The organism is Nostoc sp., assembly GCF_036917755.1.
Lineage (GTDB): Bacteria > Cyanobacteriota > Cyanobacteriia > Cyanobacteriales > Nostocaceae > Nostoc.
In genome coordinates, this window is the sequence record NZ_JBALFC010000096.1 from 1 (window position 1) to 16315 (window position 16315).

The 16315-nt window shown below is 41.0% G+C and carries 12 protein-coding genes; all 12 read left to right on the plus strand.

Translation table 11 applies throughout. The features are described 5' to 3' along the window. The first annotated feature begins 104 nt into the window (after positions 1-104). The 12 genes from V7L05_RS20590 to V7L05_RS20645 all read left to right on the plus strand — a co-directional run bounded on the left by V7L05_RS20590 (position 105) and on the right by V7L05_RS20645 (position 16303). Positions 105-428: an endonuclease domain-containing protein gene (locus V7L05_RS20590; protein WP_335166748.1), complete on the plus strand. Its 324-nt coding sequence runs from the start codon at positions 105-107 to the stop codon at positions 426-428. Between the two features lie 606 nt (positions 429-1034). Further along, positions 1035-5654 carry a hormogonium polysaccharide biosynthesis protein HpsA gene (gene hpsA, locus V7L05_RS20595; protein ID WP_335166713.1) on the plus strand — a complete coding sequence of 1540 codons (4620 nt, stop codon included), beginning with the start codon at positions 1035-1037 and terminating at the stop codon, positions 5652-5654. Positions 5655-5684: 30 nt separating this feature from the next. Continuing rightward, positions 5685-6428 (plus strand): hormogonium polysaccharide secretion pseudopilin HpsB, encoded by a 744-nt coding sequence (gene hpsB / locus V7L05_RS20600; RefSeq protein ID WP_335166715.1) that lies wholly within the window; start codon positions 5685-5687, stop codon positions 6426-6428. Positions 6429-6740: 312 nt separating this feature from the next. Continuing rightward, positions 6741-7751 (plus strand): hormogonium polysaccharide secretion pseudopilin HpsC, encoded by a 1011-nt coding sequence (gene hpsC, locus V7L05_RS20605; RefSeq protein WP_335166717.1) that lies wholly within the window; start codon positions 6741-6743, stop codon positions 7749-7751. 37 nt (positions 7752-7788) lie between these two features. Beyond that, entirely contained in the window at positions 7789-8508 is a 720-nt protein-coding gene (locus V7L05_RS20610) for a pilus assembly FimT family protein (protein ID WP_335166719.1), read from the plus strand. A 703-nt stretch (positions 8509-9211) separates the two neighbouring features. Then, positions 9212-10288 (plus strand): hormogonium polysaccharide biosynthesis glycosyltransferase HpsE, encoded by a 1077-nt coding sequence (gene hpsE, locus V7L05_RS20615; RefSeq protein WP_335166720.1) that lies wholly within the window; start codon positions 9212-9214, stop codon positions 10286-10288. 77 nt (positions 10289-10365) lie between these two features. Beyond that, a complete protein-coding gene (gene hpsE, locus V7L05_RS20620; RefSeq protein ID WP_335166721.1) occupies positions 10366-11349 on the plus strand; it encodes a hormogonium polysaccharide biosynthesis glycosyltransferase HpsE in 984 nt (327 codons plus the stop codon). 45 nt (positions 11350-11394) lie between these two features. Continuing rightward, complete coding sequence (locus V7L05_RS20625; protein WP_335166722.1) at positions 11395-12390, plus strand: glycosyltransferase; 996 nt, start codon at positions 11395-11397, stop codon at positions 12388-12390. Positions 12391-12452: 62 nt separating this feature from the next. Next, positions 12453-13013 carry a pilus assembly FimT family protein gene (locus tag V7L05_RS20630; protein ID WP_335166723.1) on the plus strand — a complete coding sequence of 187 codons (561 nt, stop codon included), beginning with the start codon at positions 12453-12455 and terminating at the stop codon, positions 13011-13013. Between the two features lie 39 nt (positions 13014-13052). Continuing rightward, the gene (locus V7L05_RS20635; RefSeq protein WP_335166724.1) at positions 13053-13703 is read left to right on the plus strand and encodes a TIGR04282 family arsenosugar biosynthesis glycosyltransferase; all 651 of its coding nucleotides are present in this window, start codon (positions 13053-13055) and stop codon (positions 13701-13703) included. Between the two features lie 728 nt (positions 13704-14431). After that, entirely contained in the window at positions 14432-15274 is an 843-nt protein-coding gene (hpsJ-B, locus tag V7L05_RS20640) for a hormogonium polysaccharide biosynthesis protein HpsJ (RefSeq protein WP_335166726.1), read from the plus strand. A 120-nt stretch (positions 15275-15394) separates the two neighbouring features. Further along, complete coding sequence (locus tag V7L05_RS20645) at positions 15395-16303, plus strand: glycosyltransferase family 2 protein (protein ID WP_335166728.1); 909 nt, start codon at positions 15395-15397, stop codon at positions 16301-16303. Positions 16304-16315: the final 12 nt, after the last annotated feature.

The following is a 16315-nucleotide window of genomic DNA, read 5'->3' on the forward strand; positions in this document are numbered from 1 at the left end:
AAAAAATAATTAAAACTAAAATGCCTGATAAATCAGGCGGATAGCTTTCATCCCCCGGCTAAAAGCCGGAGGTTCTCAGCATAGGTACGATAGAAAAAAGGCGAATATTACGCCAAAATATCACAAAAGCCGAGAAACTTATTTGGGATAAAATAAGAGATAGACAGCTAGAAAACTGCAAGTTTCGCCGACAATATAGTGTCGATAAGTTTGTTATAGATTTTTATAGTTCTGAATTTAATTTAGCTATAGAAATTGATGGTGAAAGCCATTTTCAAGAAGGTGCTGCTGAATACGATAAGGCAAGACAAGAATTTATTCAATCAGCAGGAATTAAGTTTATTAGATTTAGGAATAATGATGTATATGCTAATTTGTCTGGGGTGCTGGAAAGTATTGCTCAGAATATACGAAATTTAAGGGGATAGTAGTTGAACCTCACCCCCAGCCCCTCTCCTTATTAAGGAGAGGGGAGCAGGATTAAACCTGAATGATAAAATTAATTAATCTTACTCATCACCAAAATCAGGCTTGATACTAAGTGCGCGTAGCTGCTCTGCTAAACGTTCAGCCCGTCGCTTTTCTTGTGGGTAAAGTCTCGTGTAGCCGCGACTTCCAGACGCCCGGCGAATCTGAGCCGAACCTCTGGTTATTTTGCACCCAACTGATATCTTTCCTATCACAGGTGGGTATTATAAGCTTGCTATGCTAACAACATCTTCATAAAGATACATTAAAAAAAATACATTCCCGCAATTATACTGTGACATCATGCTCTTATTATTTGTGGAATTGGATTAAATAATTCTCAAAAAATCAGTATTTACCGGATAAGATGAACAACTCATAAATGATATAACTTTAGTAAATTCTCTTTTGTTTTAGCTACTTGATTTGGAAGTTAGGAAAGCCAGATGCAGTAGTTACATAAATATAGTTTCATTCTTTGCCTAAAAAATTAATTTGTAGGCACAATTGCCAACTTTGATAAAAAATCAAAAATCCGCTATAAACCACTTGACAGGGAAGCAGCTATGTCTCAAAAACGTCAGCTATTCAAGGTAATTCAAAAAACCTTTAGACAAATTAGCAAGCAGTTTTTATCTGCAATTAACAAGCAAATCATTTGGCTACTGCGGACTATTTATGGCACTCCAAGAAGACGCAGCTCGGAGAATGCTGGGTTTTTGTTGCCGACAGTGGCGATGGTAAGTTTGGTCGTCGTGCTGTTAACAACTGCAATTTTGTTTCGGTCTTTTGAGCGCTCGAAAAACGCTAGTAATGTCCGAGTGAATCAGGCTGTACTTAACGCCGCGACACCAGCCCTTGACAGAGCTAGAGCAAAATTAGACAAGCTATTTATTGACAGCCGACTGCCACGAGCCGTACCTTCAGATACAGTTTTAGAGAGTACCTTAAGTAGTAGTACTAATTTGCCTGAATATACTTTTGGAGACGAAACTCCACTAAAAGTACATTATAACTATCCAACTGTACCAACAGGAGAAAGTCAGCCATCAGATATGACAACTGCATGGATGTTCCCCATTGATACAAATAACAATGGGAAGTTTGACTCCTATACTCTTTATGGAATTTACTTCCGAACCCCGCCTATAACTAGCGGCACATACAGCCGCCCTAGAAATCCTCTAGAGGCAAGAACTCCGCCCATGAGTTCTGGTAGTGTAAGCAACAGTTGTAAAAATAGTGTGGCAACAAGTGCTACTTTGGTGGGGAGTTCGGGCTGGGTTAATATTGCTAGTCAGCTCCAAAAAAGCTTTTTTGTCTACACTGCTAATGTTCCTATTACTAACACAGCAGCGACTGGTAATTACGAAACTTTTCAAGGGAATAAAGGTTTTTCAAGTTTAGAGTATCAACAAGACCGTGTGCAACTACCGCTAGTTAACAATGCGGTGGTTTATAACGATGATATAGAACTTACCCCTGGTACCACATTTAACCTAAATGGACGGATCTTGACTAATAGTAACTTCCTGACTGGTAGCAATAGTGCTACTATCACACTTTATCAGGTTAGTAGTCAAAATTCCTGTTACTACAGTGAGGAAAATGCCAAAATTGTTGTAGGTGGCAATTTAGGAGCGGGTCTTTTCACTGCTAGTGGTGATTCAAGTAACAGTACTGGAGTGCATTTATTCCAAGGCCAAGCAGTTGCTCCTAATACAGCTTTTGATGTTACATCTAACAAATCAGTCACTGACCAACCGAATAATATTGCCTACAACAGCCTAGCTTATGTACAGCGCATCAATCTTTTGGTGCAAGCACAGGTGGTGGCTAACTCTGCATATACTGCTGACCCACACCAAGTCCAAGATGGCATTACACAGCAACTACAACTATTAAATCTAACTACATCTACTGCCAGTGCAACGCAACTAGCTAGTGTCCGTAATAACCAGTTAGTAATTTACTTTCAACAACGTACCCGCCGTGTACCCTATGGTGAAGTTGCTTTTGGTGGAAATGCAACAGGAAGTTATGCTACGGATATTGCTCATACACCGCTACAAGGAAGTGGGGAGTCACTTCGTCCACCAGACACTTGGGTTTATCCCTTTCAAGCTAGTGATGGTAAAACTAAAACTAATTATTCCAATTTAACACTTAAGATTAATAGTTCTAACCTGCTACCTAAAGCTACACAACCAACTACAGAACAACAATTAGGTAAAGAACAATACCTTGGCGATCGCGTTTTGCTTGGCAATAACTTACCTGCATTGTGGTGGAACGGAACGACATTTGTTGGTACAGATACTACCACAGATACCCAAAATATTGCAAATATTAACTGGGATAGCGGAAGTGGAACTCGCACTCGCAGCAGTCGTGTACAGCAACTAGCTGATTTAGGAACTGTTGTTCGAGATGGAGACTGGGAATCAGCAGCTGCCACAGTGCCAACTACTGTCGCCGCTCCTGTGGGTGGCTTACGGGTAGTGACTGGTGCAGGGATTTATTTGCCTAGTAATTTGATTGTTAGTACTCCAAGCTTCATCGGGGCTGGAACCCGAATCTGGTCAGATATGATGCCAGTTCCTTCAGGAACAGCTACCGTTGCTACAAGCATTGATGCTAGAAGTATAATAGGTGGTTTTGACTACTCAACAATCCAGGTATCAAATCAACCATATTTACGGATGCGGGCTACAGCAGTGTATCACTACCAAGCGACTGGCTACAGTGCGGCAACCCCTAAACCCATTGCTTGTATAAGTAGTTACTATGACCCAACCAATAGCACTAAAGCTAAGAACCTCAATAGTCTTCCGTCTGTGACAGGTTTTATCTATGACAAAGCCACCGGTGGCAACTCCCATAATGGTATTGTCTACGCAGCTCCAACAAAGGGTGTTTCTGACTATTCAGCTTTACTAACCTACCAAGGTAGTTTAATGTATCCCAATGGGCGGTTCGTAAATGAAGTACTGAAAACCGCTCTGCCAAAATTAGCCACCTCTCGGACAATTTCAGAGCAGTCTGCTATTGACGCTGCTATTTGTGCCATCCAAATATTAGATGGTACTATCGGCTCTCCAAGTACTAGTGTCATCCCTCACGGCGCAATTTACGAAACTGCTTTTTTAGATGCCAGACAGATTAAGGCAATTCATCAAGATGTAACAACTGGTGTAGAAACGTTCACCAACGCTGATGGTGTAAATGGAGATGGATCTGGGACAATAATAGCCACGGTACCACCTGCATCTCCTGGTTTGACGGCTCCAGACTATGAACTGGACAAAAAAACCCGCCAACCTCTGGAAATTCGCACCACTGTATTAGACTATAACGCGCTGCGGCTGAAGCAATATGGTAGTGCAACACCACAGGAATACTTAATTCCCAATAGCGGTATTATTTACGCTACTCGTGATGATGCACTTTTAGATTTAAGTGCCAGTTCTAGTAGTGGCAGAGATATACAAAAATTAAATAGCCCTGTAGACTTCAAACTTGACCCAACTCGCCGTCCCAATGCGATTATGTTGATCAACGGCGACCCCACTGGCAACCCCAACGGAAGCGTCTGGCGTGTTCAGACTTACACAGATGCAGAAAAAGGCTTGGTTCTAGCTTCTAATTTACCTGTATATATTTTAGGCAACTTTAATATACATACCCAACAAGAGTTTAATACAACTCTAGCTAGTGATTGGGGCAATTTTTACTCTCGCGGTGCAACCTCATCAGACTTTAATCCAAACTTTGCTTGTCGTACTGGTGACCCTAGATTACCAAACTGTACCACTGGGGACGCATGGCGACCTGTCAGCGTGTTGTCAGATGCGATCACACTTCTTTCTGGTAACTTTGTGAGGGGTTACCGCAGCGATGGAGACTATGACCTGAATAATAACTTGGGGGATAGCACTTCTATTACCAAATTTCTGAACAATGGGTTTTTTAATACAAACAACGCTAATGTCATCAATGCTGCCTGGTATGACATCAATAATAGTGACTTGCCCCTTGCCACTATAAATAGTTCTTACCTCAATAACTTTGTTACACCCATCCAGCGAAGGAAAAGTGCCCCAGAGTATTTAATGGAAGTATGTCAGAAACTACCTGTTTCAGCTTGCGATCCGGGCACTGATTGGTACGTAGCACTACCCCTTGATCTTGCTGCATATCCAGCAGGTCTAAGAGCCTCGGATGCTGGTAGTATTGGAAAGACTTTTTCTTTGAACACCCATTTAGCAGGTACAACAGCACAATTACCGACTAATTCTAAATATCTAAGCTATCCTCGACGTGTTGCCTTTCTCCGTAGTACATCGGTAATTACATTGGGACAACTCACGCTTGATACTAGTAAGGCAGCCATTCTACAAGCAACCATTATAGGTATCAATAGTAGCGGGAATATAACTTCATTTCCACTGAGTACTTTTAGTTCTAGCCAACCAAATAACAAAGCTAATGCTTTATGGTTCCGATCAAACAACAGTAATACTAATCCCCCAATAGTGTCTCCACCACCAACTGCTACAACAACAGTCCAACCAGCTTTATCGCCAGTGTTACAAATTGAAGTTGCTTTCAGCACTAGTGATGAAAATGCACCACCATCAGGATCTAGTAACATAATGGGACCTGGCAACCAACAGGGTTCTTATTGGTTGCAATGGGCAACAGCTACCACCTTTAACTTAGCCGCAGCAGGGGCAGACACCCCAGCTCGTCCTACAGAAGATAATGGTGGCTTACACAACTTTGTCCGCTTCTTAGAAAATTGGAACCCAACTAGCAGCCCAGCTACTGTAGCTACAATTAACGGCTCTTTTATCCAAAGAACTCGTAGTGCCTATGCTACTGGACCATTTGTAGCATACTTAAGTAATTCATCCGCAGCATATCCGATCGGTAATGGCAGTGGTCTATTACCTTTTTACATAGCTCCCAGTCGCCAGTGGGGTTATGATGTCGCCTTGCTGTCGCAATCACCAGATGCATTTTCGCAAAAGTTAGCGATAACGCCAAATAACAAACCCAATGAGTATTTCCGGGAAGTCGGTCGAGATGATACATGGGTGCAAACGTTGTTATGTGCCAAAAAAGCCTCAGACAGTACTTATGCCGTCGATGCCGATCAACGTCCTACCTCTGGCTGTAGTTAATCTTTAATTCTTAGAAACTGGAGAGTAACTATGATTAAGCACAAACAACAGCAACAAATTCACCGATCTGATGAGTCTGGTTTTACGATCATTGAGTCACTAGTAGCAATAATCGTAGTTGCTATTTTACTGGCAGCGATCGCACCTACAATTGTGATTGCAACAGCAACTCGTGTCCAATCAAAACGGGTAGAACAAGCCACACAAGCTGCCAGAACTTTCATTGACGGTGTGAAAACCGGAGCAGTGGCAATTCCTGAACCCACTAATTTCACTACTACGACTAATGCCACTATTGTATTGCCTGCATCAACCGATGCAACCAGGAGTTTAGCTGACAACTTACTGACCACCACAAATATGGCAGTTCCTACAGTATCAACATCGTTATATTGCGTGACAAAAGACGCAAACAACAACCTAACTATTAGTGCCCCAAGCTGTACAAGTAACCTATTTTACATTCAGGCTGTAAAAATTATAGGAACAGGAAGTACCCCAATTAGTGCCACAACAGGTCTACCAATCGATGGTTACGGTTTGGGAATTCGAGTTTATCGGTCAGATATTAACTTTACTAAAACTGTCAATGCTAGCAATAGTAGTAACAATAAAAGACAAAACACTTTCACTGGGACTTTAGGCAATACGCAATCCCCACTAGTGGAAATGACTACTGTAATTGCTTCTAAAAACACTTCTTTCAATGCTCTGTGTCAGCGTCTTGCTATTCCTGCCACCAATCCTGTTACTAGTAACACCACTTGTAATTAATTGTGTGCAGTCAGGTTGAAAGCTGACTTTTCAGGTTATGTGGAAAAACCAACGCGAAACCTAACCCCCTTACCACAAGGGAAGGGGGAAAATTCAAAGCCTCTCTTAGGAGAGAGATTTTCCAGATAAGTAGTAGTGAATATAATTCGCCTGGGCGACTAGAAGTCGCGGCTACACGAGACTTTACCTGCCTCCGCAGGTTAACAAACCCTTGAATTTGTATTAGTCCACGGAGGTGGACTTTGGTTGTGTAGTAGCGAATTATATTCGCCCAATAATTTTAAAACATCTTCTAAGGGGCAGACCGTAGTTATGAAGAATGTACTCAAATTTCTTCTCAGCATTCAGCTGAAACGCTCTAAGTTTGTTCAGCAAGTTAATGGTTTTACCCTGATAGAACTTTTGGTAGGCTTATTGCTGGCATTCCTCGTGCTTACACCACTGCTAGCATTCATGGTTAATATTCTCAGTACAGATCAGAAGGAGCAAGCAAAGGCAAATTCTGAACAAGAAATCCAGACAGCAGTTGATTACATCGCCAATGATTTAGAACAAGCTGTCTACATATATGATAATTACGCACTGACTAACACTTCAAGCACTGTTCCACCAGGAATTAAAGACCAAATACCCCCTGTTAACATCGCTACTGGATGTAATTCTTCTACTACTTGTCAACCAATTCTGGTGTTTTGGAAACGCAAGTTTCTCGCAGGTGCGATTACACTTTCCAGCAGCACTACAGCAAACAAAATAAATGACACTTTTGTTTACTCATTAGTTGCCTACTATTTAATCAAAGATAGTAATCCTACTTGGTCAAATGCAGCTCGTATTGCCAGATTTGAAATTCGTGATGGAGTTCTGGCTGCTAGTGGTACTACTAATGCTGGTAATTGTGGTACTGACTATCCCAATGACAAATATATTGACAGCAGCAGCAGCAGCTGCCCCGAGGCAGGTTTTCAGCGTTTTAACCTGAATCTAGCAAGTGCCGCAGGTCTAACTCAGAAAATGAATTCATGGAAAGCTACAGCCTCAAAAGCTTACGCTAACCCTGCTTCTGTACTAATTGATTATATCGATCAAACCTCTATTGGTTCAACAATTCTTACTTGCCCCACTGGAACACTTAGTTCAGGTAGTTTTATGGGCTTTTATACTTGCGTTGATGTTGCCAACACGACAGCACAGGTGTTTTTACGAGGCAATGCGCTAGCGCGGTTGCAAACTAGCAATTTTAATTACTCTTCAACTAACCAAACTTACTTTCCAACAGCAAATGTCCGCGTGCAGGGACATGGATATTTATTTGCTAAATAAACTCGATAATACACAGCACAACTAATGATGGGGCATTATGAGCAACCTAACTTTAAAGTTATTCCACACTAAGATGTGTAATAAAGACACTAAAGAGCGATTTCACCCTCAACAGGATGCTGGCTTTACTTTAATAGAAATGCTTGTAGTAATCCTGATGATCGGAATTTTATCAGCGATCGCAGCTCCTAGTTGGCTTGCCTTTGTAAATCGGCAACGGGTAAATAAGGTTAACGACGCTGTTTTCGCCGCACTGCAAGAAGCACAGAGCCAAGCTAAAAAAACTAAACTTAGCTACAGTGTCAGTTTTCAGAAAAATAGCGCAGATCAAGGTATATACGTTGCTATTTATAGTACTAATGCTGGAATCAGCACCATCAGCACATGGAAACTTTTAGGGGCAGATGTGGGAGCCAATTCTAATCAATTACTGCTGGGCACAAATCTCAGTAGTACAAATATTGTCAATTCTACTTCTAAAGTATCCAACCCTGGTTCAAGTGTGTTAACAACTTCAAGTCCATCAGCAACGATTACCTTTGATTCTACGGGAGCTTTAGCAACTTCAACATCAGCTCCAAACTTTGGAACACCTATTATAACCCCTCCGACAGATGTTCCACCTGGCTTAAGAATAGTGGTAGCTGTACCAAACTCTGCAAACTCTACAACATTGCCTAGTACTGTACAGCGATGCGTGATTGTGGAAACTCTCTTGGGAGCAATGGTAACAGCAAAAGACTCCCTATGCAATTAAGTAATCTTCCTGACTTTTCACAGTAAGTAAGTCGGCGAGAATAAATCAAAGTACATTAAGTAATGTAAAAAATATTTAGATTAGTCCTCACTACAAACCTTAAATTATTCACGCCGCTCTACTTAAGTAGGAAGGCACAATTAAATATAAGATAAAACCTCACCCTCAATCCCTCTCCTTGGTAAGGAGAGGGAAGCCGGAGGCAGAGTGAGGTTTTATATTTAATTTGACCCACTTACTTATCTGGAAAACCTCTCTTCTTTATCTCTCTTCTTCTAGGCTACGGTGTATACAGAAGTCATCGAATTAGCCAAAACAAAACCTCAAAGAGTCTTGACTTTAATCTAATCCCTCTCCTTAGTAAGGAGAGGGACAGGTTTTGCGTAGCAGAACCAGGGTGAGGTTTCTTTGGGCTATTGGATAAACCGTAAATTGCATCAAGAGAGACTTGTGTGTACACGGTAGCCTTCTAGGAGAGAGACTTTGAATTTTCTGTCGGGAAGGGGGCTAGGGGGTTAGGTCTTTCGCGGGCTTTTCCACATGACCTGAATTGTCAGAGTAATCTTCATAGTGAAAATTTATAAAAATACGAAATAATACTGAACATCAAACTGCACTTTGAGAGTAAAATTCTAACATCTAGTGCAGTTTTCTGATTTTAAATGCCTTAAAAATCGCCTTAATAAAATATAACTTTTGTCAAATGACTGAAAACATTGACTTTACTGTAGCTATCCCAACTTATAACGGTCAAAGTCGTTTGCCTGAACTACTAGAACGACTACAAAATCAACTATATACAGAACATTTATCTTGGGAAATTATAGTTGTAGATAATAACAGCACTGATAACACAGCTAAAGTTATTCAAACCTATCAAGAAAATTGGCAGTGTCCTTATCCACTAAAGTATTTATTTGAAACGAAACAGGGAGCAGCACACGCCAGACAAAGGGCAATTGAAGAAGCTAAAGGCACATTTATAGGTTTTCTTGATGATGACAATTACCCAACGTCCACCTGGGTAGCAGCAGCTTATGCTTTTGGTGAACAGCATCCTTTAGCCGGTGCTTATGGTGGCCAAGTTCATGGTGAGTTTGAAGTTGAACCACCAGAAAACTTTCAGAAAATAGCTTGTTTTTTAGCCATTACCGAGAGAGGTACAAAACCCCACCAATACAAAGCTCACATGAAAATGCTACCTCCAGGGGCTGGCTTAGTAGTTCGCAAACAGGCATGGGAGAGAACAGTTCCTAAAAATCTAGTTTTAAATCATAAAGGTAGAGAAGCTGGGTTAGCCAGTGAAGATTTAGAAGCAGTACTACATATCCAGCTAGGAGGTTGGGAAATTTGGTACAACCCAGAAATGTGTATTTACCATAAAATCCCAGCATGGCGATTCCAAAGAGAATATTTAATTCGTTTATTTCGCTGTGTGGGTTTAAGTCGGCATCACCTTCGTATGCTGAGAATACAACCTTGGCAAAGACCTTTGGTGAGTTTAGTGTATTTAGTTAATGATTTACGCAAAATTATACTTTACGCACTCAAATATCGAGGTATGTTTCAAACTGACTTAATTGCTGCTTGCGAGATGGAACTGCTCATGAGTAGCTTTATCAGTCCTTTTTACCTATTTCAAAAAAGATATTTGAATATCGCGGTTCCCGACTTGGTGATGTACCTTTTCCAAGCTATTAAAGCCTCGGCTCCGCTCGGCTTTAGCAGTAAGCGGAGCCGAACTCTTAACCTTGCTAAAAAAGATTGGGGTGTACCTTAGTTGCTTAAGAAAGGCTCTAACCAGTTATTACCTTATCAGAAACTCTCATGACAAACATATAAATTGTGGTAATTAGGATGGATAAATTAATTGAAAATCTATCTTTAGACTTTACTGTAGCTATTCCTACATATAATGGGAGAAACCGATTACCTCAGATATTAGATTTACTTTTGGAGCAAACTGGAGTAGAAGACCTCAATTGGGAAATTATTATTGTTGATAATAATAGTTCCGATAACACAGCCGAGTTAATTCAGGATTACCAAAAAAGCTGTAATAATAACTTTCCTTTAAAATATTTCCTAGAAACTAAACAGGGAGCCGCTTTTGCAAGGTTGCGGGCTGTGCGCGAAGCCGGAAGCCAGCTTATTGGATTTTTAGATGATGATGTCCTACCTGCGCTTGATTGGGTTGCACAAGCTGTAGCCTTTGGTAAACAGTATCCTCACGCCGGAGCATATGGCGGTCAAGTTCATGCTGAATATGCAGTAAAACCACCAGAAAATTTTGAAAGAATTCAAGCTTTTTTAGCTGTAACAGAACATGGGCCAAATCCACATTTGTTTGATGCGGATAATTTAAGGCTTCCTGCTGGTGCGGCGCTTGTTGTTCGGAAACAAGTATGGTGTGAAAATGTACCACAACAACCTACATTAAGTGGGAAGTTGCCTGGTATTTTGGTGCAGGGTGATGACTATGAACCATTGCTTTACATACATTATGCAGGCTGGCAAATTTGGTATAACCCTACTATGCATAGTTATCATCAAATACCGCATTGGCGACTTGAGAAAGATTATCTCCTAACTCTGGCACGCGGCTGTGGCTTGTGTGTTTTCCAGTTACGCTTGATAAATACTAAAAATTGGCAAAAACCAATAGTGTTTGTGAAAACTATTTTAGGGAATTTACGCCGAGTATTACGGCACTTTATTCAGTATAGAGGGCAATTTAAAACTAATCTAATTGCTGTTTTTGAAATGGAATTTTACTTGGCTAGTATGATGAGTCCTTTTTACTCATTAAAGCTTTATTTTAGGCATTTTTTTGTTCAATAGATAACTATATAAAATGAAAAAACAATAATTAATAAAACCAAACATATGACTTCAATCTCTGTAATCATACCATCTTATAACAGCGAAAAGACTATAAAGAAAACAATTGAATCCGTCCTAAATCAAAGTTTTTCAGATTTAGAATTAATTGTAATCAATGATGGTTCAAAAGACTCAACACTAGAGATTATTTCAAATTTTCAAGACTCCCGAATAAAAATATTTTCCTTTGATAATTCTGGTGGAAATATTAGTCGTAATCGGGGACTAAAATATGCTACAGGAAAATTTGTTAGTTTTTTAGATGCAGATGACATTTGGACACCCGATAAATTGGCAAGTCAGTTGCAGGCTCTGCAAGAAAACTTAGGCGCTAAGGTTGCTTATAGCTGGACTGATTCTATCGATGATAATGGTGAAATCTTACTTTCAGGTATGCATATTACTGTCAATGGTGATGTTTATGAAAAGCTATTAGTAAGTAATTTTCTAGAAAATGGTTCCAACCCCTTGATTCTTAGAGAAGCAATAATAGAATTAGGTGGATTTGATGAATCGCTAAATGCTGCTCAGGATTGGGATATGTGGCTGCGATTAGCTTACAAGTTCAATTTTGTATGTGTACCATCTGTACAAATATTATACCGAATCAGTCCTAATTCAGTTTCTTCTAATCTTGCAAGGCAGGAAAAAGCCTGTTTGCAAGTGCTTAAACGTGCCTATCAGGTAAGACCATTAACTGATAAAAATATTTGGAGATTAAGTCTCACGAACCTTTATATATACCTAATATGCAAAGCCCTACAACAGCCATTCAATCGATATAAAGGTGCAGTAGCGGCCATATTTCTTTGGAAATATTTACTCAACGACTCTTCAAGGTTCCAGAGGATAAATCTAATCTTAAGACTTTTATTTAAAATTGCCGTCATCCTTATACTACCCACTACTTTGTCTACAACTTTACTAACAAGCATGAAGACAAAAGCTAAGAAAATAAAACATTTAAACCCCTTTATTCAGACATTCGCAGCCTCCTGAATTCTGTTTTTTAAATATGTGGTTAGTTGAAAACAAACTAAAAAATAATAATGAATACCCAGATGCATTTTCCATATCTAGTTAATACAAAACATCTCTTTAATAACCGTTCTAACAGTGGTTTTACCTTGCCAGAGATGTTAGTAGTTATTCTATTAATTGGTATATTAGCTACGCTGGGAATACCCAACTGGCTGGCTTTTGTGAACACTCAACGCCTCAATACTGCCGGAAGCGAAGTTCACCTTGCTATCCGCCAAGCCAAAAGCCAAGCTACTAAGGAAAAATTGACTTGGCAAGCTAGTTTTCGTGAACAAAACGGTATTGTTCAATGGGCGGTTCATCCTGCTACAGTAAACCCATCTGCTGCTAACTGGAATAATCTACATTCTAATGTGCGCCTTGATTCTGAGACAAACTTTAACTCGTCACTCAGTACTGTACAAGAAGTTAGATTTGACTACAAAGGTAACACTAAAAGCCTTAGTGATCTAGGAAGGATCACGCTATCCAGTAAGTCTGGTGGTAAAGCTAAACGTTGTGTTATTGTTTCAACGATTTTAGGGGAAATGCGAACGGCAAAGGAGCATACTACAGCTAAAGATGACAAGTATTGCTATTAGCTATTAATATATTTCTTGTTGATTCAAACAAGGTATTGTGTGCTGAACTTACCAGCAAACCCAAAACAGCACTTGATTATTTTCACCCGCTATCCAGAACCAGGGAAAACCAAAACCCGATTGATACCTGCTTTGGGGACTGTTGGTGCTGCTAATCTTCAACGCCAGATGACTGAATATACCATATTTCAGGTTCAAGAATTGCAAAAAGCCATTGCCATATCTGTAGAAGTGCAGTTTGCAGGTGGTGATTTGCAACTCATGCAAGACTGGCTGGGGTTGGATTTCGTTTATCAGTCTCAAGGTGAAGGCGATCTAGGTTCGCGGATGGTGCGATCGCTTAGAAATGCTTTTCAATCTGGTGCAGAAAATGCAATTATCATCGGTACAGATTGTCCTGGCGTGAATGCCCAGATTCTAGCAACAGCCTTTGAGAAGTTACACACTTTTGACCTCGTACTTGGCCCTGCGATCGATGGTGGATATTACTTAATTGGTTTGCGCCAACCCATCCCGGAGTTATTCGTTGACATTGAATGGGGAACTGCTCAAGTATTCCAGAAAACTGTGGATATTGCCCACAAACTGAATTTATCTCATGTCAACTTGTCGCCTTTAGCTGATGTTGACCGACCGGAGGATCTGCCGATTTGGGAACAAGCCTTTGCAGGGGAGATGAGGGAGATATAGTTAATAGGTGAACTACCCAGCCGTAAGACGGACGGGGCTTCCCAATTCATCGGGAACAGCCTCCAGGACTTCGTAGTACTAGAAAGTCTGACATTCCCTCCAAGGGCAGGAGTCCTGGTTCCCAAGACCCAAATCTTTCTCTTGCGACATATACCTATTAGCTTGGTTTTCGCTTATGGCATTGATGGTCAAGATATTAACTATCCTACCAGAAAATCGCGGGGATTCGTCATACATAAGCGTATTTGTTTTTGCTTCCCGCTTAAAAACAATACTGGATGCAATCCTCACCCCCCGCTCACAATACCTACCATTAGAGTACATTGAAGCTGGGGACTTCCGCGACACGTTAAAAGGGCGGTTAGAAACCGCGTCTACACAGGCAAAACCCACCTCTGTGGGTTTCCAAGCACTCAATTTTTTCTTAGTCCGCGCAGGCGGACTTCGCTTGTATAGCCGTGAATTCTATTCGCTAGGGCTAACGAATCGCACATCAGTCTTTTCCTCCAGCCCCGCATTAGCTTCGTATCTTCAAATACTAGGAATTTCCTGAAGACACTGCACATAACAAATGTTACTGTGTGGCTAGTTGAAAACCAAGAGGCAGATAGCCTTTACCAGTATTGAATCTGCTTTGTGTTTCTATACAACAGTCACAGTGATAGGCACAATATTTAAGTAGCTTGAAATATGAAAATCACTCGTATTCACCGCCAGTTTGAAAAACTATGGTTAACCGTTTTACTTCCATGAGTACTGCCCTCACTGTTAAGGTAGTTGGAATAATCTGCATTTTGTCCTTTTTCGTGGACTTTTTGATTCTATTGTTACCCTTTCAACCTACTGATCGGGTATGGCAAATCAACTTGGCAACAGCGCTAGTTGATCGGGGAATTGTTCCTCTGGTAGGTTTGGGGCTTCTGTTTGCTGCCTATTGGATTGAGAGTGCTGATGCCGGAAGCGATCGCCCCCAAGGTATCGATTTAAGATTTCCCGCCGTGATCCTCTCAAGTATTTTAGGGTTGATGTTCTTACTGATTTTTCCTCTGCACCTCAATAATGTCAATCAAGCTAAGACTCAAACAGTCAACCGCATCACCCAAGAAGCAGATCAGGCAGAAAATCAACTGAACACTCGGTTATCGCAGTTGCAAGCACAACTGACTACTGACCAAGGAAAAGCTCAACTAGAGCAGCTGCGAAACCAAACCAAAGCTCAGTTTAGTGAAATCCTCAAAGATGACCAAAAATATAAGCAAGCACTTGAAAGCTCTCAAATTCCCGCAAATATCAAAGACTTACTGAGGAAGGCTAAAAAAGATCCTCAAATACTTGACAAAGCTATCGAACAACAAACAGATATTCAGACGCTGCAAACTCAACAACTGAGCCAACTTCGTCAGCGCAGAGACGAAGCACAGCAACAAGCTAAAGATACTGCTTGGAAGTCTGGACTACGGATTGGGATTAGCAGTTTGCTGTTATCCATTGGTTACATTATCATTGGCTGGACAGGCTTAAGAGGTAGAGGTGCTGTACAAGGTGGTAAACCTAGAGCTACCGCACGCTAATCCACTATTGACATGGCAGTAAGACCTATCCAATTAATTGTTGACGGCTGATACTGCCATGCACCCAATAACAATAAAAAGGCAATTATCACTGAGTAAAATCACTATAAAACTTGGCTAATGTTCTCAATTTACATACTGACATATAACGAAGAAGTAGATATTGCTGCTTGTATCGAATCGGCGATGCTAGCGGATGACATCATTGTTGTGGATTCATGCAGTAGCGATCGCACTGTGGAAATCGCTAGTGGCTATCCCATCCGCGTTATCCAACACGCTTTTGAAAGCCACGGACGCCAACGCACCTGGATGTTAGAGTCTATCCCCCCGCAGCACGAATGGGTTTACATTCTCGAAGCTGACGAGCGCATGACACCAGAACTGTTCGCGGAATGCGAAAAGGCAAGTCAGAATCCAGACTACATCGGTTACTACGTGGCTGAACGTGTCATGTTCATGAATCATTGGATTCGCTACAGCACACAGTATCCCCGTTACCAAATGCGCCTCTTCCGCCACGGGAAAGTGTGGTTTACAGACTACGGTCATACTGAGCGGGAAGTTTGTGAAGGTGCAACTAGCTTTTTAAAAGAAACATACCCTCACTACACTTCTAGCAAAGGCTTGAGCCGATGGATTGAAAAACATAACCGTTATTCTACAGATGAAGCTCAAGAAACATTGTATCAATTAGAGCAAGGAAAGGTTAACTGGCGAGATTTATTCTTTGGCAAATCGGAAATCGAAAAACGCCGCGCCCTGAAAGATTTGTCTTTGCGTTTACCCGCCAGACCGTTGCTACGGTTTATATATATGTATTTTATCTTAGGCGGCTGTTTAGATGGACGCGCTGGACTTGCTTGGTGTACATTGCAGGCATTCTACGAATATCTGATTTTGCTCAAAGTCTGGGAAATGAAGTATCTACCAAAGCCTAATTTAGACGCAACAGTAATTCTGGCACAGGAGAATATACAACAGGTGCAGTGCGCGGATTCTGAAACTACACAGGCTGATGCAGCGTGAAGAAGTTTTGAT

Excerpts from the sequence above, each read along its gene's own strand:
- hpsE (WP_335166721.1), top strand. The coding sequence starts at position 10,366 with ATGGATAAATTAATTGAAAATCTATCTTTAGACTTTACTGTAGCTATT.
- hpsA (WP_335166713.1), top strand. The coding sequence starts at position 1,035 with ATGTCTCAAAAACGTCAGCTATTCAAGGTAATTCAAAAAACCTTTAGA.
- V7L05_RS20645 (WP_335166728.1), top strand. The coding sequence starts at position 15,395 with ATGTTCTCAATTTACATACTGACATATAACGAAGAAGTAGATATTGCT.
- hpsB (WP_335166715.1), top strand. The coding sequence starts at position 5,685 with ATGATTAAGCACAAACAACAGCAACAAATTCACCGATCTGATGAGTCT.
- hpsC (WP_335166717.1), top strand. The coding sequence starts at position 6,741 with ATGAAGAATGTACTCAAATTTCTTCTCAGCATTCAGCTGAAACGCTCT.
- V7L05_RS20625 (WP_335166722.1), top strand. The coding sequence starts at position 11,395 with ATGACTTCAATCTCTGTAATCATACCATCTTATAACAGCGAAAAGACT.
- V7L05_RS20630 (WP_335166723.1), top strand. The coding sequence starts at position 12,453 with ATGCATTTTCCATATCTAGTTAATACAAAACATCTCTTTAATAACCGT.
- hpsJ-B (WP_335166726.1), top strand. The coding sequence starts at position 14,432 with ATGGTTAACCGTTTTACTTCCATGAGTACTGCCCTCACTGTTAAGGTA.
- hpsE (WP_335166720.1), top strand. The coding sequence starts at position 9,212 with ATGACTGAAAACATTGACTTTACTGTAGCTATCCCAACTTATAACGGT.
- V7L05_RS20610 (WP_335166719.1), top strand. The coding sequence starts at position 7,789 with ATGAGCAACCTAACTTTAAAGTTATTCCACACTAAGATGTGTAATAAA.